Genomic DNA, 24344 nt, shown 5'->3' with positions numbered 1-24344 from the left:
CGTGATCGACACCGCCACTGCGGCGGGCCTGGACCCGGCCACCTTGAGCGATCTGCTCCGGGTGGCTGGGTCCCCCGGCTTCGACCGCCTCCACGAACAGATCCGCCGCACCGGGGGCTGCACGGCCCCGATCCGCCTCTCCGGCGGCACCAAGCTCATCGACCCGGGCACCGGGACCCTGCTCCACTCGTACGACACCAGCGCCGAACCCGGCGGCGTACTCCGGGTCGCCTGCGGCAACCGCCGGGCCTCCCGGTGCCCCGCCTGCGCCTGGACGTACGCCGGTGACACCTACCACCTGATCCGCGCCGGCCTCATCGGCGATCCCGCCAAGGGCACCCCCGAGACGATCCGCGATCACCCCCGCGTCTTCGCCACCCTGACCGCCCCGTCATTCGGCCCCGTCCACAACCGGCCCGGCACCCGCCCCTGCCGCTGCGGCATCCGGCACCCCGAGGATGCCGAGGAACTGGGCACCCCGCTCAACCCGGGCACGTACGACTACGCGGGCGCCGTGCTGTGGAACAACCACGCCCCCGAGCTGTGGCGCTACTTCACGATCTACCTCCGCCGAGAGATCGCCGCCCGTGCCGGGATCACCCAGGTGGAGCTGAAGGAGGAATGCCGGGTCTCATTCGGAAAGGTCGCCGAGTACCAGCAGCGCGGAGCGGTTCACTTCCACGCTGTCGTACGCCTCGACGGACCAGGCGGACCGCACACGTCTCCACCGTCGTGGGCATCGGTCAGCCTGCTCGATGACGCGATCCGGGCCGCCGCCCGCCGCGTCGCCGTGAGCCTTCCCGCCGCCGGGGATTTCCCCGCCCGCACCCTCACCTGGGGAGACCAACTCGACGTGCAGCCCATCGGCGGACTCGGGCACGAGGAGCTGACCGAACAGGCCGTTGCCTCCTACGTCGCCAAGTACGCCACCAAGGCAGCCGAGAGCACCGGCGCCACCGATACAGCCGTGCACTGCCGAAAGTGCGGGGGAACCGGGGTGTCCGACCGCTACGACCGTCCGGGGTCCGTGCTGAGTCGCTGTGCTGGCTGCCACGGAACGGGCACCCGCGAAGACCTCGCAAGGCTGTCTGTCCCCGATCACGTCCGCCGCCTCATGGCGGCCTGCATCGCCCTCCAGGCGTCCTATCCGACCCGGCGCCTCGCCGCCTGGGCTCACATGCTCGGCTTCCGCGGCCACTTCTCCACCAAGTCCCGCAGCTACTCGACCACCCTCGGCGCATTACGCCAGGTCCGCGCCGACTACCGGGCCGCCCAGCAACGCGCCTCCCTCGGCCTGCCCAACCCCGACGACCACCCGGAAGCCACCCTCCTCGTCGTCGCCCACTGGTCCTACGCCGGCAACGGCCACACACCCGGTGAGTCCTGGCTCGCCGCCAACATCCGCCGGGACCTCCAGCACAACCGCGAACTCGCCCACGAGATGCGGGCCGAACTGTCCGAACTGGAAGGAGAAACCGCGTGGCTGCCGTAGTGATCCAGCGGAAGTGGCACACCACCGCCGAGGTCGCCGAGATGCTCGGCTTCGGCCTGTCCAAGACCAAGATGCTCGTGCTGACCGGGGAGATCCGTTCGGTGAAGGTCGGCCGCAACCGGCGCATCCTCCCGGCCTGGGTCGATGAGTACGTCGAGCGCATCACCGCTGGTGCCGAGGGGTGGGCGGCATGAGCGGCAAGCGTGGCAACGGTGAGGGATCGATCTACCCGTACAAGAACGGCTACGCCGCGTACGTCTGGGTGACAAAGCCCGACGGCAAGCGCGCCCGGAAGTACGCCTACGGCAAGACCCGCGAAGAGGTCCACGAGAAGTGGCTGAACCTGCACGCGGAGGCCAAGAAGGGGCCTGTGGTCACCCGGCACAGAACGGTCTCGGCCTTCCTCGCCTACTGGCTGGAGTCGATCGTGAAGCCGAACCTGGCTCCACTCTCTTACGTCTCGTACGAGGGCTACGTACGGCTCTACATCGCTCCGCACCTGGGTACGAAGCGGCTGGACAAGCTCACCGTCCGGGACGTGCGCGAGTGGCTGACCAAGCTGGCTGCCATCTGCCAGTGCTGCGCCCAGGGCAAGGATGCCAAGCGTGCCCCCAAGGTCCGGCGCTGCTGTGCTGTCGGGGAGTGCTGCGAGTCCTTCCCGTCCCGGCGCGTGATCCAGGGCTCACGTGACGCGCTGCGGGCCGCCCTCACTCACGCCGTCACGGAAGAGGAGATCGGCAAGAACGTCGCCTCCCTCGTGAAGGTGCCCAAGCCCCGGCGCAAGCGGATCAAGCCGTGGTCCGTGGTCGAAGCGGGCAAGTTCCTGGCAGACGGAGTCGCCCGGGAAGATCACCTCTTCGCCGCGTGGATGCTCGTGCTGTGCCTCGGGCTGCGGCGCGGGGAGGTCCTCGGGCTGACCTGGAAGTCGATCGATTTCGACGCCGGGGAGCTGTACGTCGACCACCAGATCCAGCGGGCCGGGCGCCAGATCCTGCACCGGGAGACCAAGACGGAGGACTCCGACGACTTCCTGCCGCTGCCCTCCCTCTGCCTGAAGGCGCTCCGAATGCGTCGAGCCCAGCAAATCGGGGACCGGAAGGCGGCCGGGGATCTGTGGCAGGACAGCCGTGGCCTGGTCTTCACGACGAAGTACGGGACGCCCATCGAGCCGGGGAACCTGACCCGAATGTTTGCCCTACGGGCCCGACGCGCCGGCCTGCGGGTGATCCCGCTCCGGAACACCCGGCACACGTGCAGCTCGCTTCTGGTCGCGCTCAAGGTGCACCCGAAGGTGGCCCAGCGGATCCTGCGGCACTCGCAGATCGCCATGACGATGGAGGTCTACGCCGAGGCGAGCGAGGAAGAGGTGCGGGCCGCGATCGGCAAGCTGTCCGAAGCAATGGGCGGCGGCACCGGCTGAGGCGGTTGCTGTACTTCGCTGCTGTACGGCGGAAACGCCAGAGGCCCCGGACTTCCGTCCGGGGCCTCTGGCCTGCTGTGCACTCGGCAGGATTCGAACCTGCAACCTTCTGATCCGTAGTCAGATGCTCTATCCGTTAAGCTACGAGTGCTTGGGCTTCTCGGGGTTTTGCGCCCCGTTGGCCTTGCGAGAACAACAATACATGGACCTCGGCGGGACGCGAAATCCATTAGCCAAACCGGGTCTGACCTGCGGAAACACTCCGGATGGAGATCATCGGGGTGGGTTCGCACCGCTGTCGGGGCGGGGTTGGGCCGGTGGTCCGCCTGGCCGGAACGCGTCAAAGCAAGACCCCGGAACGCACCGAAGCCCCGGTCCGTCAGGACCGGGGCTTCGGCAGGTGCGGAGGCGGAGGGATTTGAACCCTCGATGGGCTTTAAGACCCAAACCGCATTAGCAGTGCGGCGCCATAGACCGGACTAGGCGACGCCTCCAGCACACCCCCGCGTACGAGGGTGCGTGCAGATGATGACACAGCCACAGGGCCGCTCACCAATCCGCTCCCACGGTACAAGGACAGCCGCCACCAGAGCAAAGCCTTAAGCCTCCCGGTCCGCGTGGTCCCGCACGTCCTCCCACGCACCCTTCCGGCACGCCCTCCGGCACGTCCGTCCGTACGCGCGCCCGTACGCAACGTCGGCGGGCGCGCGTCGTTGGTCAGGCGTACGACGTACGGACGACCTGGAGTGCCCCATGCTGCGTCTCGCCGCCTTCGCCGTCACCTCCGCCCTGGCCGCCTCGGCGGTCACGGCAGCGGGGCCACCGCTGCCCCCGCTGCCGGCGCTGGGCCGGCTGCTGGCCGCGCCCGACCGCCTCACCATCACCGTGTCCGCCACAGGCAACCCCCGGGCGAACGGCGAGTACCTGCTCGAGTGCAACCCCGTCGGCGGGGACCACCCCGAGGCCGAGCGGGCCTGCGACCGCCTCGACATCCTCGCGAAGCAGGACAAGGACCCCTTCGCCCCCACCGCCAAGCGGCAGATCTGCACCATGCAGGACGGGGGTCCGGCCACCGCGCACATCACCGGAACCTGGCAAGGCCACAAGGTGGACGCGGCGTTCCGGCGGACCAACGGATGCGAGATCGCCCGGTGGAACAACCTGGAACCTGTGCTTCCGGGTGGGCGGTCCTGACCTGGGAGGATGCGAAGGATGCGCGGTATCCACCGAACATCCGCCACCTCATGCCGGGGCCGTGCCCTTAGACTCCTCCCGTGACATGCCGGTAGTTGTGGTCAGGGAGGAAGCTCGTCGTGAGCAGCAGGCCATCCCGAGGCGCTGCTCGCCTCGCAGCAATACTCGACGCTCTTCCGGACGCGCTGTTGCTCGTCAACGCCAACGGCACGGTCGTCAACGCGAATTCGATCGCCCTCGAAGTGATGGAGAGTCCCGGCACCGGCCTCGTCGGCCGCGGCGTGCTGGACCTCCTCCCCGAGTTCGACTCCAAGCTGATCCCCGGCTCCATGCGCCGGCCCGGCGAGGACGAGGGGGGCCGGGCCAAGCCCAAGCGGATGGTCGCGCGCCGTACCGACGGCACCGAGTTCCCCGTCGAGGTCACCGCCGCCCACCTCGACGGCCGCGACGCCTACCGTGAGCCGCAGCCCGCGTACACGGGCGACGAACTGCTGATGCTCGTCGTGCGGGACCTCTCCGAGACCGTCGACACCGAAGCCGAGCTGGCCCGCTCGCAGCGGCAGACCGAGATGATCCTGAGGGCCGCTGCCGAGGGCGTCGTCGGCACGGACACCGACGGCCGGGTCGTCCTCGTCAACCCGGCCGCCGCGCAGATCCTCGGCTACCGCGCCACCGACCTCGGCAACCGCGAGCTGCACGGGCTGATCCAGCACTCGCGCGCCGACGGCTCGCCGTTCCCCTTCGAGGAATCCCCGCTCGCCGACACCCTGCGCAGCGGCCGCAAGCACCGGGTGCGCGGCCAGGTGCTGTGGAACAAGGCCGGGCAGCCCGTCGCCGTCGACCTGACCACCTCGCCCGTACGGGACGGGGAGCTGCTCGTCGGCGCCGTCATGACCTTCACCGACCGGCGGCCCTACGACGCGCTGGCCGCCCGGCACGCCCAGCTGCTGGCCGTCCTCGGCGATTCCCTGCGCGGGCCGCTGGAGGAACTGCGCGGGGAGCTGGCCACGCTGGCCGCCGACGACGCGGGGCAGCTGTGGCCCGAGGCCAACCAGCTGCTGCACCACCTGGCCGCCGGGTACTCCCGGATGACCGCGCTCGTCGACAACGTGCTCGGCTTCCAGCGGCTCGACGCGGGCACGGAGAAGCTCAGGAAGAAGAAGGTCCTGATCGACGGGGTCGTCGCGTCCGGGATCGACGGCGCGGTCGAGCTGATCGGACCGGGCCGCGTGCAGTTCGCCGTCCACGCGCCGACCATCGAGGCCGAGGTGGACGCCGAGCGGATCGCCGGCGCCCTCGCACACCTGGTCGCGGACGTCGCCGGGGTGGACGCCACCGGCAAGACCCCCCAGGGCAGCGGGTACGGCGACTCGACGATCGTCGTGGCGGCCGCGCAGCGGGGCGATGTCGTACGGATCGAGGTGCGCGGGCCGTACGAGGGCGGCAACCCGGTGCACGAGCCGATCGTGCGGGGCATCGTGGCCGCGCACGGTGGTGTGCTGCAGACGGTGGAGGTCCCCGGCGCGCCCGGCGGTGCGTACGTACTGGAGCTGCCGCTCGGCGCGGGAGCCGGAACGGTGACGCTGCCGGAGCCGAAGCCCGAGCCCGCGAAGGAGCCCGCGGCCGCCGAGGGACCGGGCAAGGGCCCCGCCGGACGGCGGGCCCGGCGCGGGGTGGACGCGTTCTTGGAGGACGCGGCCGAGGAGGCGAAGTCGAACGGCGCCGCCGGGGGCGGGAGCGCGTTGGCGCTGCCGTCCGGGCGGCGGCGGGCGGGCGAGTCCGGTGGGGTCGACGCCGCGAGCCCGGAGCTCGCGCAGTCCCCGGTGAACCCGGCGGGCCTGGGCACCGGTCGCCGGCGCGGCCGGGACGGGGACGGGAGCGAGACGGGCGGCGAGGGCGGCCCCGGCCGGCCCGTGCCCCCGCAGGGCACCGCCATGCCCGCGCTCCCGCCGGTGCCGCAGGGGCCTCCCGGAGCCGTTCGCGGTCCCGGTGTGCCCCCGGTGCAGCAGGGCGCGCCGGTGGTGCCCGTACCCCCGGTGCCCGCCGTGCCGCCGGTTCCGGTGACCGAACATCCCGCCGGGCGGCGGCGCGCGCTGGGTTCGGCCGCCGCGCCTCAGCCCGGAGGGCCCGTACCCGCGACGGGCCTCGGCCCGGCCCAGGCCGCGGCCCCGCAGGCGCCCGCACGTCCCATCGCCCCCGAGGGCGGCTTCGCCCTGCCCGCGGGTCCGACCCCGCCAGCGGCTCCCGTACCGGCGCCGGGCCCCGGACAGGGCCCCGCCGCGGCCGGACCGGCCCCCGCGCCCGGTGAGGCCGAGGGCGATGCCCCGGCCGGGCGGCGCGGGCGCCGGGTGCTGAGCGCGCCCGCCGAGCCCGCGGCCCCCGCAGCGCAGCCGGCATCGGCATCGGCCGCGGAGGAGCCCGTACCGCCGACCGGCCGGCGGCGTGCGCTGCCCGCCACTCCGGCCTGGCCGGTCCCGGCGGCCCGTACCGCTCCCGAGGACGAGGAGGGCGCCGGCCCGGTGGCCGTCCCCGGTGCCAGGCAGCCCAAGGACGCCCCCGCGGAGGCCGCACAGCCGATCAGCGTGCGCGCCCTCGGCACCCTCGGCCAGGGCATCTCCGTGGACTCCGGCTCCACCGACGGCGCGGGCGGCACGAGCGGCTCCGGCCGTCGGCGCCGGCTCGCCGAGCCCGCGCCCCAGGGACGGGCGTTCGCGATAGGAGCCCCCGAGGCGGGCGCCGACGAAGGCCCCGAGCCGCTGGACGGGCCCGGGGGCGCCGTCGAGGTCGTCAACCGGCCCGTACCGCTGCCCGTGGACGACGAACTGCCTCCGGAGCCGCTGGACAACCCGCGCCGCCTCCTGGTGTGGCCGGCGCCCGATGTGCAGACCCAGCAGGCGCTCAGCGACCGCGGCTACCGCCCGGTGATCGTGCACTCCCGCGAGGAGGTGGACGCGCAGATCGCCGCGTTCCCCGCCGCGCTGTTCGTGGACCCGCTCACGGGGCCGATCACCCGGACCGCCCTGCAGTCCCTGCGCCAGGCCGCGGTGGCCGCGGAGGTCCCCGTACTGGTCACGGCCGGGCTGGGGCACGCCACGCGCGAGGCGGCGTACGGAGCCGATCCTGCCGTCCTCCTCAAGGCGCTCGCCCCCCGCGACAGCGAGCAGCACCCCTCCCGCGTGCTGCTGATCGAGGAGCACGACGAGATCGCGACGGCGCTGACGGCCGCCCTGGAACGGCGCGGCCTCCAGGTCGCGCGGGCGGGCGCGGACACCGACGCCGTGGAGCTGGCGACGCGGATGCGTCCCAACCTGGTGGTCATGGACCTGATGCAGGTCCGGCGCCGGCGGGCCGGGATCGTGGACTGGCTGCGCGCCAACGGGCAGCTCAACCGGACCCCGCTCGTCGTCTACACCGCCACGGGGATCGACCCGGACGAACTGCCGCGGCTGGCCTCCGGGGAGAGCGTGCTCTTCCTCGCCGAACGGTCCACCACGGCGGAGGTCCAGGGCCGCATCGTGGACCTGCTGGCCAAGATCGGAACGAACTAGTCATCCTGGCCCGATGGCCATCACCGACACGCGCGAGCAGACCGTCCCCGCCGACAACGGGGAGGTGAACCTCCTCATCGCCCGGCAGGTGGAGCCGGGCCACGAGGAGGCGTTCGAGGCCTGGGCCCACGGGATTCTGGAGACGGCCGCGACCTTCCCCGGTCATCTGGGGTACGGGCTGTTCCGTCCGGCGGCGGACGGCGGCCCGTGGTTCCTGGTCCACCGCTTCCGGAACCAGGAGGCCTTCCAGCGGTGGCAGGACTCCGCCGAGCGGGCCCAGTGGTTCTCCAACTGCCTGGGCCACCACCACACCGAGATAGCCCGGCGCGAACTGCACGGCATGGAGACCTGGTTCGCCAAGCCGGGTACGACCCGGCCCGCGCCGCCGCGCTGGAAGATGGCGATCAGCTCGGGGCTCGCCATCTTCCCGATCTCGCTCGTCGGCAACGCGGTGCTCGGGCCGTATCTGGTGAATCTGCACTTCGTCCTGCGGACGGCCGCCTTCGCCGTCGTCTTCAGCACGCTGATGACCTACCTGGCGATGCCGGCCGTCAGCAGGCTGCTGCGGCCCTGGCTGACCAAGGCCGGCCAGGGCTGAGCATCAGACCTTCGCGCCTCAGCCGATCCGGGTGACGACCAGCTCGCCGTCCGCGTACTGCTTCCGGATCACCTTCTTGTCGAACTTGCCGACGCTGGTCTTCGGGACGGCCTCGACGGTCGTCCAGCGCTCGGGCAGCTGCCACTTGGCGATGGACTGGCCGAGGAAGACGCGCAGTCCGTCGTAGTCCACGGTCGCGCCCTCCTTGAGGACGACGGTGGCCAGAGGACGCTCGCCCCACTTGTCGTCCGGGACGGCGACGACCGCCGCCTCGGCGACCTCGGGGTGCGCCATCAGCGCGTTCTCCAGCTCCACGCTGGAGATCCACTCCCCGCCGGACTTGATGACGTCCTTGGCGCGGTCGGTCAGCGTGAGGAACCCGTCGGGGCTGATCACGCCGACGTCGCCGGTCTTGAGCCAGCCGTCCGCGCTGAACTTGTCCTCGGGGCGCAGCGGCTCGCCGGAAGCACCGCCGTAGTAGGCGCCCGCGATCCAGGTGCCGCGTACCTCGAGCTCGCCGGCCGACTCGCCGTCCCAGGGCAGGATGTCGCCGCCGGGGCCCACCAGGCGCGGCTCGACGCCTGCGGGGAAGCGGCCCTGGGTGATCCGGTACGGCCACTGCTCCTCCGCGCTCAGGCCGGCCGGCGGGTGCGCCATGGTGCCCAGCGGGGAGGTCTCGGTCATGCCCCAGGCGTGGCAGAGGCGGACGCCGAGCTTGTCGTAGGCCTCCATCAGGGAGGGCGGACAGGCCGCGCCGCCGATGGTGACCTGCTTCATCGAGGTCAGGTCGCGCGGGTTGGCGGTGACCTCGGCGAGCAGCCCCTGCCAGATGGTGGGGACGGCCGCGGCGTGCGTGGGCTTCTCCCGTTCGATCATCTCGGCGAGCGGGGCGGGCTGGAGGAACCGGTCGGGCATCAGCAGGTTGATGCCGGTCATGAACACCGCGTGCGGCAGGCCCCAGGCGTTGACGTGGAACTGCGGGACCACGACGAGGCTGGTGTCCTTGTCGGTCAGGCCCATCGACTCGGCCATGTTGACCTGCATGGAGTGCAGGTAGATCGAGCGGTGGGAGTAGACGACGCCCTTGGGGTCGCCGGTGGTGCCGGAGGTGTAGCACATGGCGGCGGCCTGGCGCTCGTCCAGCTCCGGCCAGTCGTACGAGGTCGCGCGGTCCGCGATCAGCTCCTCGTAGTCGTGGACGCGGAAGCCGCGCTCCTGCGCGAGGGCTTCGAGCCCGGAACGGTCGCCGATGCCGGAGACCACCACGTGCTCGACGGTCGGCAGGTGGGGCAGCAGCGGGACCAGCAGCGGCAGCAGGGTCCCGTTGACCACCACGACCCGGTCGACCGCGTGGTTGACGATGAAGATCAGCTGCTCGGGAGGCAGGCGCAGGTTGAGGGTGTGGAGCACGGAACCCATGGAGGGGATCGCGAAGTACGCCTCCACGTGCTCCGCGTTGTTCCACATCAGGGTCGCCACCCGGTCGTCCTGCTGCACGCCCAGTTCGTCGCGCAGGGCGTTGGCGAGGCGGGTGGCGCGGGTACCGATCTCGGCGAAGCTGCGGCGGTGCGGCTCGGCCTCCCCGGTCCAGGTCGTGACCTGGGATTTACCGTGGATCGTCATCCCGTGCTGGAGTATGCGGGTGACGAGGAGCGGTACGTCCTGCATGGTGCTCAGCAAAGCGTCCTCCCGGTGAGCGCTGCGGCGCTGCGGCGGCTACGGATGGAGCCGATTCTGCGCACGTACCGGTCGGCATGTCACTACCCGGGGGTACAAACACGGCAACTGATTGGTGACGTTTCACGTGAAACGTCGATGTTTCACGTGAAACACGGGCCTGTTCAGCGGACCGGGGTCAGCTCCGGGTCCTCGCGGAGCTTGACCAGTGCGCGCGAGACGGCGCTCTTGACCGTGCCGATCGAGACCCCGAGCAGCTCGGCGGTCTGCGCCTCGCTCAGGTCCTCGTAGTAGCGCAGGACGACCATCGCGCGCTGCCGGTCGGGAAGCCGGGTCACCGCGCGCCACATCGCGTCGTGCAGCGCCTGCGCCTCGGCGGGATCGGAGGCGGGCCTCTCCTCGGGCTCCGGGAGCTCGTCGCACGCGAACTCGTCGACCTTGCGCTTGCGCCACTGGGAGGTACGGGTGTTGACCAGGGCCCGGCGGACGTAGCCGTCGAGGGCGCGGTGGTCCTCGATGCGGTCCCAGGCGACGTACGTCTTGGCGAGGGCCGTCTGGAGCAGGTCCTCGGCATCGCAGGGGTTGGCGGTGAGCGAGCGAGCGGTGCGCATCAGGACCGAGCCGCGGGTTCGGACGTACGCCGAGAACGACGGGTACGGCGTCGGGTTCGAGGCGAGCGTGCACACAGGCGTGGTCATGGCTCCACGCTAGAAGCGCGGTCCGGACCTGGGATCGGCCGCAAGTGCCGAAGCTGGATCCATCTCAGGTTGTAGGGGTGGGGCCTGCCCCACCTCCTGAAGGTGGAGGGGCAGGCCGACCTCGGGCGCCACCGGGACGCCCGCGGACCGGCCGACGGACCGGCCGACGGACCAGCTCACGAGCGGCACGCGGCTGTGGGCTCAGCCGTCGGCTCCCAGGATCAGCCCGGACGTCGGCACCCCGGTCCCGGCCGTGACCAGGGCGCGGGAGGCTCCCGCCACCTGGTTCACGGAGGTGCCGCGCAGCTGCCGGACGGCCTCGGCGATGCCGTTCATGCCGTGCAGGTACGCCTCTCCGAGCTGGCCGCCGTGGGTGTTGAGCGGCAGCGCGTCCGCGGCGACGAAGTCGGCGGCCTCGCCGGGCTTGCAGAAGCCGAACTCCTCCAGCTGCATCAGGACGAAGGGGGTGAAGTGGTCGTAGAGGATGCCGACGTCGATGTCCGAGGGCCGTAGTCCGCTGGTCCGCCACAGCTGCCGGGCGACCACGTCCATCTCCGGGAGCCCGGTGAGGTCGTCGCGGTAGAAGGAGGTCATGGCTTCCTGGCGGCGCCCGGCGCCCTGAGCGGCAGCGGTGATCACGGCGGGTGCGTGGCGCAGGTCCCGGGCCCGCTCGGCGCTGGTGACGACGAGCGCCTGACCGCCGTCCGTCTCCTGGCAGCAGTCCAGCAGCCGCAGCGGTTCGACGATCCAGCGCGAGGCGGCGTGATCGGCGAGGGTGATGGGCTTGCCGTGGAAGTACGCGGCGGGGTTGTTCGCGGCGTGCCGGCGGTCGGTGACCGCGACGTGGCCGAAGGCCTCGGGGGTCAGGTTGTACGCGTGCAGATAGCGCTGGGCGGCCATGGCCACCCAGGAGGCCGGGGTGAGCAGCCCCCAGGGCAGCGACCAGCCCAGCGCCGCGCCCTCCGCCGAGGGCTCGCGCTGCTGCACCCCGGAGCCGAAGCGGCGGCCGGAGCGCTCGTTGAACGCGCGGTAGCAGACCACGACCTCCGCGACCCCGGTGGCGACGGCGAGGGCGGCCTGCTGGACGGTGGCACAGGCCGCGCCACCGCCGTAGTGGATCCGGGAGAAGAAGGAGAGGTCCCCGATCCCGGCGGCCTGGGCCACGGTGATCTCGGGGCTGGTGTCCATGGTGAAGGTGACCATGCCGTCGACGTCGGCGGGGGTCAGCCCGGCGTCGTCGAGGGCCGCGTGCACGGCCTCGACGGCGAGCCGCAGCTCGCTGCGGCCGGAGTCCTTGGAGAACTCGGTCGCGCCGATGCCGGCGATGGCGGCGCGACCTCCGAGCGTGTCGCGGTGCCGGACGCTCATGCCGCCACCTCCGCCGTGACGGTGACGGTGACCGTGCCGGTGACGTGGTGGCCGATCCCGTTGGCACCGACGACCCGGATCTCGGCCCGGTTCCCGTCGACGGCGACCACGGTGCCGGTCAGGACCATCGTGTCGCCCGGGTAGTTGGGGGCGCCGAGCCGGATGGCCACCTTGTTCAGGACGGCGCCCGGCCCGAGGCGGTCGGTGATGTACCGGCCGACCAGGCCGTTGGTGGTCAGGATGTTCATGAAGATGTCCGGGGAGCCCTTCTCGCGTGCGAGCGAGGCGTCGTGGTGGACGTCCTGGTAGTCGCGCGAGGCGATCGCGCCCGCCACGATCAGCGTGCGCGTCACCGGTATCTCCAGCGGCGCCAGTGTGTCGCCGACGTTCATGCGTCGTCCCCCTCGGGTGCTGCGTGGTCGGACAGGAGTGCGCCCAGCTCGGCCAGCAGCTCGCCGCCGCAGCCCAGGTACGCGTCCAGCTGGCGCCCCCAGAGGAAGTGCCGGTGGACGGGATGGTCCAGGTCGGCTCCCATCCCGCCGTGCAGGTGCTGGCCCGCGTGCACGACCCGCGTGCCGGCCTCGGAGGCCCACCAGGCCGCGGTCAGGGCGTGCTCGCGCGCCGGAAGCCCCTCGTCGATCCGCCAGGCCGCCTCGTACGCGGTGACCCGGATCGCCTCGGTGTCCATGTACGCGTCGGCCGCGCGCAGCATGACCCCCTGGTTCGTGGAGAGCGGCCGGCCGAACTGCTCGCGGGTGGAGGTGTACTCGACGGCGCGGGCCAGGGAACCCGCGCAGACCCCCGCCTGGAGCCCCGCGAAGGCGGTGCGGGCGGTGGCCAGTACGGCTTCGTAGGCCAGGCCGTCCCCCAGCCGTTCGGCCTCGGCCCCGGCCAGGGTGAGCCGCCCCGCCGACCAGGGAGCCGTGGTCTCCACCTCGGGCGTCCCGACCCCGGGCGCGTCCGTCCGTACGAGCCACAGGACCCGGTCCGCGTCCGGGACCAGCACGTGCGTCGCATCGCGCAGCCAGGGCACCAGGGGCGCGGTCCCGGTCAGCCGTCCCTCCGGCGAGGCGGTGATGCGGCCGCGGGCCGGGAACGCCCCGGTGGCGACCGCCTCGCCCGAGCCCAGGGCGGGCAGCAGCCGGGCCCGCTGCTCGGCGCTGCCGTGCGCGGCGACCGGCAGGATCCCGTACACGCAGGTGGCGGCGTACGGGACCTGCGCGGTGGTGCGGCCCTGCTCCTCCAGCAGCAGCACCAGGCCGAGCAGGCCGATGTCCTCCACGGCGGCGGTCAGTCCGGCGGCGGTGAGGGCCTTCCACAGCTCGGCGTCGCTGCCGGTGCCGGCCGCGGCGAGGCGTTCGTGGGTGGCGAGGTCGCGGAAGATCCGGCCGGCCAGCCCGGCCGCGGCGGCCTGCTCCTCGGTGGGGTGGAAGTCCATCAGACCTCGCTCCCTCGGAAGACCGGCAGCTCCAGCTCCTCGTCGACCCGCAGGAACTCCAGCTGCACGGGCATCCCGATGCGGACCTCGCCGTACGGGACGCCGGTGATGTTGCCGACCATGCGGACGCCCTCGGCGAGTTCGACGAGCGCGACCGCGTAAGGGGGGTCGAAGGCCGGGAAGGGCGGGTGGTGCATGACGACGTAGCTGAACACCGTGCCGGCGCCGGATGCCTCGACGGTGTCCCAGTCCAGGCTCGCGCAGGTGTTGCAGCCGGGCAGCCAGGGGAAGCGGAGGGTCGCGCAGGCGGTGCAGCGCTGGATGAGCAGCTTGTGGTCCGCGACCCCGTCCCAGAAGCCCTGGTTGTCGCGGTTGATCACCGGGCGGGGGCGCCGGGCCGCGGACTTCCTCTCCCGCGGGGCGGCGGGCGCGTACTTGAGGATCCGGAAGCGGTGGGTCCCGGCGAGTTCGCCGTCCGCGCGCACGTCCATGCGGGTGGTCACGAAGTGGCCGGTGCCCAGCTTGGTCGTCTTGCGCGGGGACACGGACTCGATGACGGCGTCGTAGCTGACCGTGTCGCCGGGGCGCAGCGGCCGCAGGTACTCCTGCTCGCAGTCGGTGGCGACCACGGAGGTGCAGCCCGCGCCGTCGAGCAGGGCGAGGAGCTCGTCGTAGGCGGAGGAGCGGTCGCCGTGGCCGGAGAGCCCGCCCATGGTCCAGGCCTGGAGCATGGTGGGCGGGGCGATGGCGTCCGGGCCGGTGTACGTGGGGTCGGCATCGCCCATCGCCTCGCACCAGTGGCGGATCATCGGCTGGTTGACGGGGTCCTTGCCCCGGCCCGCGGTGGCGGCGGCGCGCCCCTCGAAGGTCTTGAGCAGCGCGTGGAACCGGGCGGCGGCCTCCTCGGCGCCCGTACCCGCGACCGCGCCCGTGCTCGCCTCCGCTCCCGCTGCCGTGCCCGGTGCCGTGCCCGCTCCCGCTGCCTGGTCCGCCGTGGCGGTCATCGCTTCCTTCCCTTCATGCCGAGCCGCATCATGGCGACGATCTCGCGCTGGACCTCGCTGACCCCGCCTCCGAAGGTGTTGATCTGCGCGGCCCGGTTCATCCGCTCCAGCTCGCCGCCGGCGAACGCCGCGGGCCCCCGTACGAGGGCCTCCTCGCCGACCACCTCCTGGCACATCCGGTACACCTCGACGGTGGATTCGGTGCCGAGGAACTTCACGCCGCTGGCGTCGCCGGGGGCCAGGGTGCCGCCGCCGACGTCCTGGACGAGGCGCCAGTTGAGGAGGCGCACGGCGGCCAGCCGGGCGTGTGCCTCGGCGAGCCGGGACCGCACCCAGGGCCGGTCGGCGGGGCGCTCTCCGGTGACCGGATCGGGGGTGCGGGCGTGGTGCAGGGCCCTCGTGTAGAAGTCCTCGGCCTGCATGCCGATGGCGGCGAGGGCCACGCGCTCGTGGTTGAGCTGGTTGGTGATCAGCCCCCAGCCGCCGTGCTCGGGGCCGACGAGGTTCCCGGCGGGCACGCGGATCCCGTCGTAGTACGTCGACGTGGTCGTGAGCCCGCCGACCGTGTCGATCGGGGTCCAGGCGAAGCCCGGGGCGTCGGTGGGCACCAGGATGATCGAGATGCCCTTGTGCTTGGGGGCGTCGGGATCGGTGCGGCAGGCGAGCCAGATCCAGTCGGCGCTCTGGGCGTTGGAGGTGAAGATCTTCTGCCCGTCGACGACCCAGTCCGCTCCGTCGCGTACGGCGCGGGTGCGCAGCGAGGCCAGGTCGGTGCCGGCCTCGGGCTCCGAGTAGCCGATGGCGAAGACGATCTCTCCGCTGAGGATCCGGGGCAGGAAGAAGTCCTTCTGCTCCGGGGTCCCGTACTTCATCAAGGTCGGGCCCACCGTGTTGAGGGTGACCATGGAGACGGGGGCTCCGGCCCGGTAGGCCTCGTCGAAGAACACGAACTGCTCGTCGGGGCCGCGCCCTTGGCCGCCGTACTCGACGGGCCAGCCGAGGCCGAGCAGTCCGTCGGCGCCGATGCGGCGCAGCAGTGCACGCTGGGCGGCGGGGTCCTCGGGAGGCCCGCCCGGCAGCAGGTCGTGGAAGTACTCCCGCAGTTCGGCGCGGAGCCGCAACTGGCCTTCGGTCGGGGCGAGGTGCACGGCGCAGGCCTCCCGGCATCACATCATCGAGTGGACCTGACTGTCCGTCAGATTCACAGTGGATGTCAAGGTCGGGAGAGCCCCGGAAAGCACTGCGCGCGGATGCGGGAACGCGCGAAGGCGCCCGCCCCACCGGACCCCAGCCGGTCCGGTGGCACAGGCGCCCTCAAGACTCAGAGGACTCGGTGATCGCCTACCACCAGGGGTGGAAGTTGAGAGCGGCGTTGCCCTGCTGGATCGCCGTGAAGGCCGAGCCGTTCACCTGCGCGGTGTTGTTCTGGTTGGACGCACCGGAGCCGGTGGCCACCTGCTGGGAAGTCGACGAGTTGCCGCTGTTGTTCCCGCCGACACCGCTGCCGATGATGCCGGCGACGCTCGCATTCGATCCGTCGTTCGCGAAGGAGCCGTTGTCGGCGGAGGCCACACCACCGAAGAGGGAGACGGCGAGGGGGAGAGCGGCGACGGCGGCGAAGACGCGGGTGGTACGGATGCTTGCCATGTCTGAATCCTCCAGAAAAGCGAAGTGGGACTTGCTCCAAGGCAGTTGGCCGACCGCCTCGGTCGTTGCGTGGTGACGACGTCGCGAGACCAGAGTTGCCCACCGAATCCCCGGCGAACCAGCCCGGAGTCCACGATTCCCCCGCAAGCATGAGCAACATCGGATAAACCCCATTCGCACCCCATCAGCGCTGGTCAGCGCGGCGGAGCCGGCCGAAACCACTGTCGGATCCGGGGTGAAACGTTCCCTCAAACTCATGTGCGCCGGACATGCCGAAAAGGGCCGCTCCGTCCGGGAACCCCACCGTCTCCCGGGCCTGCGGCCCTGCAATGCCAGGCTTCACGCCCACTGCGCGCCCCCTGCGCGCCCCCGGCGCCCGCCGGGGCCATCCCACCGTGCCCCGCTCCGGGGCACGTCACCGGCGCGATCCGCGGTCGCGACCTGCCGACCGGGCTCCAGCGCCTGCTGCTGCCACTCTCGACCGCCTACCGCGTTGTCACGGGATACGCGGCGTAAGACGACGCCGTACGGGTGCTACGCGACCAGATCCAGGTCTTCGCGGGCGGCTCCGGAGCCGCTCCCGGCCAGGGACGCTGCGGCGGTGGTCGAGCGGCGGACGGACGGGGCCTTGCCGTGCGCCTCGGCGCGGATCCGCTGCTTGATGGTCGGCGGGAGCGATCCGCCGCGCATCATCGCCCGCCAGCTCCTCCGCCCCATCGGCCGGGCCGGTCGGCGTACGGCGGCCGGCGCGCGAAGGGAAGGAGCAGGAGCCGGGGCAGTGGCGCCGGCGGCCGGGGCGGCCTTGGCGCCGAATCCGAGGGACGCGAGGAGGGCCACGACGACGGCGACGACTGCGGTCCAGATCGACGTGACGGTGATGCGGTGAGCCATGACGAAGTCCTTCGTTTCGCGATGTTCCGACGGGCGGATCTGCATACATTCGTCATGATGTGGTCGCAACCGCAGCGCGCCCACGACCCGCGCCGATCTTCCGACAAACACCACTCGAAGGGCCTAGAGGCTGTCTTGCCGATGCGGGCCATGCCTACGGTGGCCGCATGGATGCATCCCTGCAGCTCGTGCCCTGGGCCGAGGACGACTTCTGGCTGCTGCTGCGCAAGAACGAGCCCGTCATGACCGAACACCTCGGCGGCCCGGAGACCGAGGCCAAGCTCCGGGAGCGCCATCAGCGGTACCTGGCGATGAGCGCCCGCGAGCCGGCGGCCGGACGGGTGTTCCGGATCGTCGCCGAGGGCGAGAGCGTGGGCACGATCGCCTTCTGGGAGCGGGCGTGGAAGGACGAGGAGGTCTACGAGACCGGTTGGGGCGTCCTCCCCGAGTTCCAGGGCCGCGGCCTCGCCGCGCGGGCGGCCCGCGCGGTCATCGCCCACGCGACCGCGCACGGCACGCGCCGCCACCTCCACGCCTTCCCGTCCGTCGACCACGCGGCATCCAACGCCGTCTGCCGCGCCGCAGGCTTCGTACTCCTCGGAGAGACCGAGTTCGAGTACCCGCCGGGCCAGTGGCACACGAGCAATGACTGGCGGGCCGTCCTGACATAGCCCACCGTCCGGGCCATGGCCCGGACGGCGGCGGAGCGCCATGTCCCCGCCACGATCCGAACGCGGGAGTGAGCGGAGAGGGCGGGTCCCCTCATCGGGGACCCGCCCTCTGACCTGCTACTTCTGCGGTCTGGCGGTGGGTGTGGGATTTGAACCCACGGTGACTCGCGCCACGACGGTTTTCAAGACCGTTCCCTTAGGCCGCTCGGGCAACCCACCTGGCCGGTACAGAGTACCGGCAGGTGGGGGGCGGCCGGGTCAGGAATTCTGGGCCTTGTCGTAGGCCGCCTTCGCCTCGTTGCCGAAGTACGGGCCGAACATCCTGTTCGGCAGGAAGGTGTAGCCGAAGCTGTTCACCGAGACCTGGGTGCCCAGGCCCGTGGCCTCGTTGAAGTCCTGGAACCACGGGCCCCCGCTGGAGCCGCCGGTCATGTTGCAGCCCAGGCTGTGGTCCTTGGTCAGCAGGAAGTCCTTGCCGGTGTCCCCGCTGCAGTAGACCAGTTTGGTGCCGTCGTACGGCGCGGCCGCCGGGAACCCGAACGAGTACATCTTCTTGTTGTAGCCGCCGTTGAACAGGATCCCCTGGGCGCCGACCACCTGGCTGAGCTTCTGTCCGTTCAGCGGAGCGACGACGGCGAGGCCGACGTCCATGTTCATGTCCTCGCTGGCGGCCCACTGGTCCGTCGCGAAGGTCTTGGTGGCCGACCACTGGCCATAGGGCGCGTTCCCGTTCTCGTACGCGGGTACGAAGATCCAGTTGGTGTGCCAGGCGCCCTGGTACTTCACGCAGTGGCCGGCGGTGATGACCGTGCTGCCGTTGGCGCTGGCGATCGAGTCACCGGAGCAGGACGCCGTACGGTCGCCGAAGGTGAAGAAGACGCGGCCAGAGGTCTTGACCACCGCGCCGCCGCCCGTCCACGCGCCGCCCGCCTGCGGGAACGACGCCGGGGAGGCCGCCGCCGCGGATGCCGCCGTCGGGGCGACCACCGTGGGCCGGGACGCGGCCGCGACCGGCGCCCGCCCGGTCCCCGGCGCTGCCGTCACGTCCAGCGGGGTGGCGCCGCGCATCCTCTCGGCGGTCCAGAACCCCTGGGTGTGCTGCTGCCTGAACGAGGCCGGGGAATCGGCGGCGGCCGAGGGGGCGGCCGCCGTCAGCGCGCCCGCGATCAGGGCGCCCGCCGCCATGAGGACCGATGCTGCCGTGCGATGACGATTCACGCAGGACTCCTTCTGCCGTGCCCGGTCCCGTCGGAACGGGCAGGGTGGGGGTGAAGAGCTGTCGGTGCGGATCGGCCGCAGGGTCGCACGCGCGGCACGAGAAGTCAGGAGACGGTCGGAACGTTCGGTCGGTTCCGGCCAGGAATTGGCCAACTCCCTTCGCCGGAACCCAAGGACCGGCCCGTCGAGGTCATGTCGTCAGCAGTACGCCCGCGTACGAAACCCCCGCCACCACCAGCCAGGCCCCGAGCCCCAGCACCGCGGCCCGGCCGCCGGTCCGGGCCAGCCGGGGGAGGTCCACCGCGCTGCCCAGTCCGAACAGGGCCGCCGCCAGCAGCAGTTCCTGTGCCGTGTGCGCCCAGTCCAGTGCCGCGTCGGGCAGCACCCCGGTGGCGCGCAGAGCGGCCGCGGCCAGGAACCCGGCCACGAACAGCGGCACCGGCGCCGGACGACGCCCCGAGGGCGTACGCACTCCCTGCCGCCGCGCCCGTACGGAGAAGGCCACCGCGGCCACGAGCGGAGCGAGCAGGGCCACCCGCATCAGCTTGACCAGGACGGCCTCGCCGAGCGCGCCCGGGCCCGCGGTCTGCGCGGTGGCCACCACCTGGCCGACGTCGTGGACGCTCGCGCCGACCCAGCGCCCGAAGGCCGGATCCGAGAGCCCCAACGGGCCTTGGAGGAGCGGGAGTACCGCGATGGCCAGCGTTCCGCACAGGGTCACCAGCGCCACCGAGGCCGCCACGTCCTCCTCGTCACTGCCCGATACCTGGCTCACCGCTCCGATCGCCGAGGCCCCGCAGATCGAGTACCCGGTGGCGATCAGCAGCGGCTGGTCCCCGGGGAGCCCGAGCCGTCGGCCCAGCCACAGGGTGCCGAAGAAGGTGGCGGCGACCACCGCGGCCACCATCGCCACCGTGGGCCAGCCCAGCCGGAGCACCTGGTCCAGGCCCAGGCCGAGGCCCAGCAGGACGATGCCGATCCGCATCAGCCGCCGCCCGGCCAGCGAGAGACCCGGGCGGGCTGCTCCGCGCACGACCTCGCGTATGCCCGGGAGGTGGGCCGCCGCGATGCCGAGCACCACCGACGCCGTCAGCATCGGTACCGCGGGCACCAGCCGGTGCACGCACCACGCCACCAGCACTCCGGCGGCCGCCATCCCCAACCCGGGCCAGGACGAGGATGTTTCACGTGAAACATGCCGGTCGCCCTCGGTGTCCGCCCCGCGTACAGGGCGGTTCAACAGGGCCATCAGTCGGTGGGGAGCGTGTAGACGCGGCGGACGCTGCTGCCCAGGCGGACGACATCGGCTCCGTAGACGTGCAGGGATATCGCCGTGGTGCGACAGGAGTTGTAGACCTTGTGGATATCGCCGGGCGGGGCGAATCCGCAGACGTCACCCGGGCCGTTGACCACGTGCTCGGTAGCCACCAGCCGGGCGCATGCGTCTCCCGTCGCGGGGGCCAGCCGGTAGCGGAGCTCGCTCTCCTCGCCTTCGTGGACCCCGGCCACACACCACGAGACGTGGTCGTGGATGGCGGTCTCCTGACCGGGCAGCCACACGAGCGCGACCACCGAGAAGCTTCCGTCCGGCTCGGCGTGCAGGACGTGCTGCCGGTACCGGTCGGGGTCCCCCACGCGCTGCTCGGGAGTGAGCAGGTCGGGCGTGCCCAGGTGCGGGGCGACGCGCTCGCCGACGAGGTAGGCGGTCAGGTCGGGGGCCAGCCCCCGGTCCACGACCGTACGGATCTCACTGACGAGGGCGGCCATCCTCGCGGTCGTACGGGCCGGCGTAGTGGTGGTCATACCCGCAGCGTCGGACAGTCGATCCATCACGTCCAACGACAGTTCTCACCTGAAATCCCAAGCACCGCTTATGAATTCAAAGGGAAGGACTGTCCGGTGATCAGCAGCCGACGCGGTTGGCGGCCACCTGCTTGAGCGCGTTCAGGACCACGGAGGTCGCCGGGATGCGCAGATGGTCGCGGTAGACGTACGCGGCGATGTGCCGGCGCGCGGCAGGCTGGAGCGGCCGTCCGCACACCTTGCTCAGGGAGAGGGAGGGCAGCACGAGCGCGGGCATCATCGCCACGCCGAGCCCCTGTCCGACCATGCTCTGCACGACCAGGTTGTCGTCCGTGGCGAACCGGATGTCGGGTACGAAGCCCAGCTCGGCACACTCGTGCAGCAGGTTCGCCCGGCAGCGCGGACAGCCGGCGATCCACCGCTCCTCCGCGAGATCGGCCAGGTGCACGGCCCGCCGCCGGGCCAGCGGGTGCCCGGTCGGGAGCAGCACCGTCAGCTGGTCTTCCAGCAGTCTGACCTCGGCGACCTCTTCCGGGATCTCCTCGTGGAGCCCGGGATAGGTGAAAGCCAGGGTGATGTCGCACTCCCCGCGCTCCAGCCGGCGCAGCGACTCCGGAGGCTCCCCCTCCAGCAGCTCGACCTGAATGCCCGGGTGGTCCTTGGCCAGGTCGCTCAGGGCCTCGGGGACCAGGGTGGCGTTGGCGCTGGGGAAGCCGCACAGCCGGACCCGCCCGGTGCGCAGGCGGGCGTACGCCTTGAGCTGCGCCTCGGCGGCGGAGAGACTGCCGAGGATGGACTCGGCGTGCCGGGCCATGGACTCCCCGGCCTCGGTGAGCTGCATCTTGCGGCCGACTCGCGTGAAGAGCGGGGTGCCGACGGCGCGTTCGAGCGCCTTCATCTGCTGCGTGATCGCAGGCTGGGTGTACCCGAGGGCGCGGGCTGCCGCCGAGTAGGACCCGGAGGCCACCACTTCGTGGAAAGTACGTATGTGCCGGGAATCGAACACATGGGAAGCATAAGCGGACGTTGGGAGGGGCCGTAGGCGCATTCGCGCCTACGGCCCCTCCCATCAAGCCGGTTGCCCCGTCGGTTTCGCGCCCGGGCCGGGCGTCGTTACTTGTCGCCCACCCGCGAGCCGAGGGTGATGTCGACGGTGGTCGGCTTGCCGTCGCGCAGGTAGGTCAGCTTCACCACGTCGCCCGGCTTGTGCGTCCAGATCTCGCTGATCAGGGTCGGGCCGCTGTCGATCGGCTTGTCGCCGAACCGGGTGATCACATCGCCGGGCTTGAGGCCCGCCTTGCCGGCCGGACCGTTGGGGTCGACCAGGTCGTTGGCGGGCGCGCCCTGCTCGGAGATCTTGGCGCCGTCGGTCTTGGACTGGAGGTCCACGGAGACCGAGATGATCGGGTAGACCGGCTTGCCGGTCTTGATCAGCGACTCGGCGACGTTCTTCGCCTGGTTGACCGGGATGGCGAAGCCGAGGCCGATGGAGCCGGCCTGGCCGCCTCCGAAGCCGCCGTTGCCGGCCGACTGGATGGCGGAGTTGATGCCGATGACCGCACCGCGCCCGTCGAGCAGCGGACCGCCGGAGTTGCCGGGGTTGATCGAGGCGTCCGTCTGGAGCGCGCTCATGTACGAGTTCTTGCCGCCGGAGCCGTCACCGGAGGCCACCGGTCGGTTCTTGGCGCTGACGATGCCGGTGGTGACCGTGTTGGACAGGCCGAAGGGGGCGCCGATCGCGATGGTCGAGTCGCCGACCGCGACCTTGTCGGAGTCGCCGAGCGGCAGCGGCTTGAGGCCGGCCGGCGGGTTCTTCAGCTTGAGCACGGCCACGTCGTAGCCCTGGGCCCGGCCGATGACCTCGGCGTCGTACTTCTTGCCGTCGGAGAAGGTGGCGGAGAGCTTGCCGCCGTTCGCGGCGGAGGCCACCACGTGGTTGTTGGTGAGGATGTGGCCCTGCTGGTCGTAGACGAAACCGGTGCCGGTGCCGCCCTCGCCGTCGCCGGCCGAGGCCTCGATGGTGACGACGCTGGGCAGCGCACCCGCGGCCAGGCCCGCGATCGAGCCGGCCTCCCGCTTGAGGTCCTTGGGGGTGCTGCTCGCGGCGACCGTGGTCGAGCCGACGCCGTTCTCGCTGCGCTCGGCGGCCCAGAAGCCGATGCCGCCGCCGACGCCGCCGGCGAGGAGGGCCGCCACGAGCACGGCGGCGACCAGGCCGCCCTTGCCCTTCGGCTTGGCGGGCGGGAAGCCGTCGGCCGTCTGGGGCGCGCCCCAGACGCCGCCGTCGTGGCCGCCTCCCGAGCCGTACGCCGGGACCGCGGGCGGCGGGGGCGGCCAGCCCTCGGCGCCGTGCGCGGCCGGGGCCTGCGGCGCGGGGGACTGGGCGTAGGCCGGGCCCGGTGCGGGGGTGGGCGGGATCTGCTGGGTCGGCTCCGTGCCGGGCGCGGGCGCCGGGGGGAACTGCTGGGTGACCGGCTCCGCGGCGGGTGCGGCCGGAGCCGGCGGCGCCGGGGTCTCGGCTGCCGGAGCGGGCGCAGACGTCTCGGGGGCAGGAGCGGCCACCGGGGGTGTGGACGGGGCCGCGGGGGGCGTCGGGGCCGCGGTGCCCTCGTTCTCGGTGCTCACAGCGCTCTTCTCCTCGTCACACACGGCTTCAGAAAAACTGGCGATTCGGCCCGACTGAACGTTCGACGTGCCGCACAAGTTCCTGGGAAAAGCCTTCCCCATGACCCGTCAGAGCACTGTAAGCCGGACCTGTGCGTCCACCCCATTCTTTATATCCGGCATTCCGGGCGCATCCGCACGGCGGAGCCCGACACCCGGGGCCGTCTCGGTGGCACCATGACCCGGTGACCCATGCACTGCCGCCCATCCAGGTCGTCGCCCACCGCGGCGCCTCGGAGGATGCCCCCGAGCACACCCTGGCCGCCTACCGCAAGGCCATCGAGTACGGCGCCGACGCCCTCGAATGCGATGTCCGGCTCACCGCCGACGGCCATCTGGTGCTGGTCCACGACCGCCGGGTCAACCGCACCTCCAACGGCCGCGGAGCCGTCTCCGCCCTGGAGCTGGCCGACCTCGCCGCCCTCGATTTCGGCTCCTGGAAGGACCGCGAGGAGTCCCCGGACTGGGACGCCGACCCCGAGCGCACCTCCGTGCTCACCCTGGAGCGGCTCCTGGAGCTGGTCGTGGACGCCGGCCGGCCGGTGCAGCTCGCCGTCGAGACGAAGCACCCGACCCGCTGGGCCGGACAGGTGGAGGAGCGGCTCCTCTTCCTCCTCAAGCGGTTCGGGCTGGACTCGCCGCCCGCCGAGGGGCCTCACCCGGTCCGCGTCATGAGCTTCTCGGCGCGCTCCCTGCACCGGGTACGGGCGGCCGCGCCGACGGTCCCGACCGTGTACCTGATGCAGTTCATCTCGCCCCGGATGCGCGACGGGCGCCTGCCGGCCGGGGTGCGGATCGCGGGTCCCGGGATGCGCATCGTGCGCAGCCACCCCGGGTTCATCCGCAAGCTCCAGAGCGCGGGCCACCCCGTACACGTATGGACCGTGAACGAACCGGAAGACGTTCAGCTCTGCGCTGATCTGGGTGTGGAAGCAATCATCACGAACAGGCCGCGACAAGTTCTGTCACAGCTCGGGCGCTGACGTCCCGTTTTGCGCACCCGTCCCGCACGC

At 72.0% G+C, this 24344-nt stretch carries 22 protein-coding genes and 3 tRNA genes; 8 read left to right on the top strand and 17 right to left on the bottom strand.

The window, feature by feature from the left end:
• The first annotated feature begins 1 nt into the window (after position 1).
• Genes ACFY1T_RS10530 through xerC form a run of 3 tightly spaced genes read left to right on the top strand, consistent with a single transcriptional unit; the run spans position 2 to position 2912 of the window.
• The gene (locus ACFY1T_RS10530) at positions 2-1492 is read left to right on the top strand and encodes a replication initiator (RefSeq protein WP_390787814.1); all 1491 of its coding nucleotides are present in this window, start codon (positions 2-4) and stop codon (positions 1490-1492) included.
• Complete coding sequence (locus ACFY1T_RS10525) at positions 1480-1686, top strand: excisionase family DNA-binding protein (protein ID WP_078971754.1); 207 nt, start codon at positions 1480-1482, stop codon at positions 1684-1686. The genes ACFY1T_RS10530 and ACFY1T_RS10525 overlap by 13 nt, the downstream gene beginning before the upstream one ends.
• Complete coding sequence (gene xerC / locus ACFY1T_RS10520; protein WP_390787813.1) at positions 1683-2912, top strand: tyrosine recombinase XerC; 1230 nt, start codon at positions 1683-1685, stop codon at positions 2910-2912. Before ACFY1T_RS10525 ends, xerC begins: the two co-directional genes overlap by 4 nt.
• Positions 2913-2990: 78 nt before the next feature.
• Here xerC and ACFY1T_RS10515 read toward each other — a convergent pair.
• Both ACFY1T_RS10515 and ACFY1T_RS10510 read right to left on the bottom strand, forming a co-directional pair.
• Positions 2991-3063 (bottom strand) — tRNA-Arg (locus tag ACFY1T_RS10515).
• A 252-nt stretch (positions 3064-3315) separates the two neighbouring features.
• Positions 3316-3406: transfer RNA gene (locus tag ACFY1T_RS10510), tRNA-Ser, on the bottom strand.
• 259 nt (positions 3407-3665) lie between these two features.
• Between ACFY1T_RS10510 and ACFY1T_RS10505 the strand changes: the two genes are divergently transcribed.
• The 3 genes from ACFY1T_RS10505 (at position 3666) to ACFY1T_RS10495 (ending at position 8252) form a co-directional block, all read left to right on the top strand.
• Positions 3666-4106, top strand: coding sequence for an SSI family serine proteinase inhibitor (locus ACFY1T_RS10505; protein ID WP_390787812.1), 441 nt, complete (start codon positions 3666-3668; stop codon positions 4104-4106).
• Positions 4107-4225: 119 nt separating this feature from the next.
• Positions 4226-7654 carry a PAS domain-containing protein gene (locus ACFY1T_RS10500; protein WP_390787811.1) on the top strand — a complete coding sequence of 1143 codons (3429 nt, stop codon included), beginning with the start codon at positions 4226-4228 and terminating at the stop codon, positions 7652-7654.
• Between the two features lie 13 nt (positions 7655-7667).
• Positions 7668-8252 carry an antibiotic biosynthesis monooxygenase gene (locus tag ACFY1T_RS10495; RefSeq protein WP_390787810.1) on the top strand — a complete coding sequence of 195 codons (585 nt, stop codon included), beginning with the start codon at positions 7668-7670 and terminating at the stop codon, positions 8250-8252.
• An 18-nt stretch (positions 8253-8270) separates the two neighbouring features.
• Here ACFY1T_RS10495 and ACFY1T_RS10490 read toward each other — a convergent pair whose 3' ends face one another.
• The 9 genes from ACFY1T_RS10490 to ACFY1T_RS10450 form a co-directional block, all read right to left on the bottom strand.
• Positions 8271-9932, bottom strand: coding sequence for a long-chain fatty acid--CoA ligase (locus tag ACFY1T_RS10490; RefSeq protein WP_030857895.1), 1662 nt, complete (start codon positions 9930-9932; stop codon positions 8271-8273).
• Positions 9933-10093: 161 nt separating this feature from the next.
• On the bottom strand, positions 10094-10627 hold the full coding sequence (locus ACFY1T_RS10485) for a SigE family RNA polymerase sigma factor (RefSeq protein ID WP_030857893.1): 534 nt from the start codon (positions 10625-10627) through the stop codon (positions 10094-10096).
• 201 nt (positions 10628-10828) lie between these two features.
• Positions 10829-11995 carry a lipid-transfer protein gene (locus ACFY1T_RS10480; protein ID WP_390787809.1) on the bottom strand — a complete coding sequence of 389 codons (1167 nt, stop codon included), beginning with the start codon at positions 11993-11995 and terminating at the stop codon, positions 10829-10831.
• The gene (locus ACFY1T_RS10475) at positions 11992-12387 is read right to left on the bottom strand and encodes a MaoC/PaaZ C-terminal domain-containing protein (RefSeq protein WP_390787808.1); all 396 of its coding nucleotides are present in this window, start codon (positions 12385-12387) and stop codon (positions 11992-11994) included. Before ACFY1T_RS10475 ends, ACFY1T_RS10480 begins: the two co-directional genes overlap by 4 nt.
• On the bottom strand, positions 12384-13433 hold the full coding sequence (locus tag ACFY1T_RS10470; protein ID WP_390787807.1) for an acyl-CoA dehydrogenase family protein: 1050 nt from the start codon (positions 13431-13433) through the stop codon (positions 12384-12386). Before ACFY1T_RS10470 ends, ACFY1T_RS10475 begins: the two co-directional genes overlap by 4 nt.
• Positions 13433-14437 (bottom strand): bifunctional MaoC family dehydratase N-terminal/OB-fold nucleic acid binding domain-containing protein, encoded by a 1005-nt coding sequence (locus tag ACFY1T_RS10465; RefSeq protein WP_390787806.1) that lies wholly within the window; start codon positions 14435-14437, stop codon positions 13433-13435. Before ACFY1T_RS10465 ends, ACFY1T_RS10470 begins: the two co-directional genes overlap by 1 nt.
• Positions 14434-15585, bottom strand: a complete 1152-nt coding sequence (locus tag ACFY1T_RS10460) for an acyl-CoA dehydrogenase family protein (RefSeq protein ID WP_390787805.1) — start codon at positions 15583-15585, stop codon at positions 14434-14436. Before ACFY1T_RS10460 ends, ACFY1T_RS10465 begins: the two co-directional genes overlap by 4 nt.
• 193 nt (positions 15586-15778) lie before the next feature.
• The gene (locus ACFY1T_RS10455) at positions 15779-16084 is read right to left on the bottom strand and encodes a hypothetical protein (RefSeq protein ID WP_390787804.1); all 306 of its coding nucleotides are present in this window, start codon (positions 16082-16084) and stop codon (positions 15779-15781) included.
• A gap of 534 nt (positions 16085-16618) precedes the next feature.
• Positions 16619-16975, bottom strand: coding sequence for a DUF6344 domain-containing protein (locus ACFY1T_RS10450; RefSeq protein ID WP_390787803.1), 357 nt, complete (start codon positions 16973-16975; stop codon positions 16619-16621).
• Positions 16976-17142: 167 nt separating this feature from the next.
• Here ACFY1T_RS10450 and ACFY1T_RS10445 point away from each other — a divergent pair, with 167 nt between their 5' ends.
• Positions 17143-17646, top strand: a complete 504-nt coding sequence (locus ACFY1T_RS10445; RefSeq protein WP_390787802.1) for a GNAT family N-acetyltransferase — start codon at positions 17143-17145, stop codon at positions 17644-17646.
• A gap of 131 nt (positions 17647-17777) precedes the next feature.
• Here the strand turns inward: ACFY1T_RS10445 and ACFY1T_RS10440 are convergent.
• From ACFY1T_RS10440 to ACFY1T_RS10415, 6 genes are all read right to left on the bottom strand, one after another.
• Positions 17778-17865 (bottom strand) — tRNA-Ser (locus tag ACFY1T_RS10440).
• Positions 17866-17904: 39 nt separating this feature from the next.
• A complete protein-coding gene (locus tag ACFY1T_RS10435; RefSeq protein WP_390787801.1) occupies positions 17905-18864 on the bottom strand; it encodes a trypsin-like serine peptidase in 960 nt (319 codons plus the stop codon).
• A gap of 190 nt (positions 18865-19054) precedes the next feature.
• On the bottom strand, positions 19055-20113 hold the full coding sequence (locus ACFY1T_RS10430) for a YeiH family protein (protein WP_390787800.1): 1059 nt from the start codon (positions 20111-20113) through the stop codon (positions 19055-19057).
• Positions 20113-20667: a cysteine dioxygenase family protein gene (locus ACFY1T_RS10425; RefSeq protein ID WP_030857856.1), complete on the bottom strand. Its 555-nt coding sequence runs from the start codon at positions 20665-20667 to the stop codon at positions 20113-20115. Before ACFY1T_RS10425 ends, ACFY1T_RS10430 begins: the two co-directional genes overlap by 1 nt.
• Before the next feature lie 100 nt (positions 20668-20767).
• Entirely contained in the window at positions 20768-21673 is a 906-nt protein-coding gene (locus tag ACFY1T_RS10420; RefSeq protein WP_390787799.1) for a LysR family transcriptional regulator, read from the bottom strand.
• Positions 21674-21780: 107 nt separating this feature from the next.
• The gene (locus ACFY1T_RS10415) at positions 21781-23292 is read right to left on the bottom strand and encodes a S1C family serine protease (RefSeq protein ID WP_390787798.1); all 1512 of its coding nucleotides are present in this window, start codon (positions 23290-23292) and stop codon (positions 21781-21783) included.
• Between the two features lie 224 nt (positions 23293-23516).
• Here ACFY1T_RS10415 and ACFY1T_RS10410 point away from each other — a divergent pair, with 224 nt between their 5' ends.
• Positions 23517-24314, top strand: a complete 798-nt coding sequence (locus ACFY1T_RS10410; RefSeq protein WP_390787797.1) for a glycerophosphodiester phosphodiesterase — start codon at positions 23517-23519, stop codon at positions 24312-24314.
• The last annotated feature ends 30 nt before the right edge of the window (positions 24315-24344 follow it).

The organism is Streptomyces sp. NPDC001194 (assembly GCF_042896985.1).
In the GTDB taxonomy this organism is placed as follows: domain Bacteria; phylum Actinomycetota; class Actinomycetes; order Streptomycetales; family Streptomycetaceae; genus Streptomyces.
This window is presented reverse-complemented; position numbering and strand designations above follow the sequence as displayed.

Coding starts and splice junctions, on each gene's coding strand:
- xerC (WP_390787813.1), top strand. CDS start 1,683: ATGAGCGGCAAGCGTGGCAACGGTGAGGGATCGATCTACCCGTACAAG.
- ACFY1T_RS10505 (WP_390787812.1), top strand. CDS start 3,666: ATGCTGCGTCTCGCCGCCTTCGCCGTCACCTCCGCCCTGGCCGCCTCG.
- ACFY1T_RS10495 (WP_390787810.1), top strand. CDS start 7,668: ATGGCCATCACCGACACGCGCGAGCAGACCGTCCCCGCCGACAACGGG.
- ACFY1T_RS10485 (WP_030857893.1), bottom strand. CDS start 10,627: ATGACCACGCCTGTGTGCACGCTCGCCTCGAACCCGACGCCGTACCCG.
- ACFY1T_RS10480 (WP_390787809.1), bottom strand. CDS start 11,995: ATGAGCGTCCGGCACCGCGACACGCTCGGAGGTCGCGCCGCCATCGCC.
- ACFY1T_RS10475 (WP_390787808.1), bottom strand. CDS start 12,387: ATGAACGTCGGCGACACACTGGCGCCGCTGGAGATACCGGTGACGCGC.
- ACFY1T_RS10470 (WP_390787807.1), bottom strand. CDS start 13,433: ATGGACTTCCACCCCACCGAGGAGCAGGCCGCCGCGGCCGGGCTGGCC.
- ACFY1T_RS10465 (WP_390787806.1), bottom strand. CDS start 14,437: ATGACCGCCACGGCGGACCAGGCAGCGGGAGCGGGCACGGCACCGGGC.
- ACFY1T_RS10455 (WP_390787804.1), bottom strand. CDS start 16,084: ATGGCAAGCATCCGTACCACCCGCGTCTTCGCCGCCGTCGCCGCTCTC.
- ACFY1T_RS10450 (WP_390787803.1), bottom strand. CDS start 16,975: ATGGCTCACCGCATCACCGTCACGTCGATCTGGACCGCAGTCGTCGCC.
- ACFY1T_RS10445 (WP_390787802.1), top strand. CDS start 17,143: ATGGATGCATCCCTGCAGCTCGTGCCCTGGGCCGAGGACGACTTCTGG.
- ACFY1T_RS10430 (WP_390787800.1), bottom strand. CDS start 20,113: ATGGCCCTGTTGAACCGCCCTGTACGCGGGGCGGACACCGAGGGCGAC.
- ACFY1T_RS10425 (WP_030857856.1), bottom strand. CDS start 20,667: ATGACCACCACTACGCCGGCCCGTACGACCGCGAGGATGGCCGCCCTC.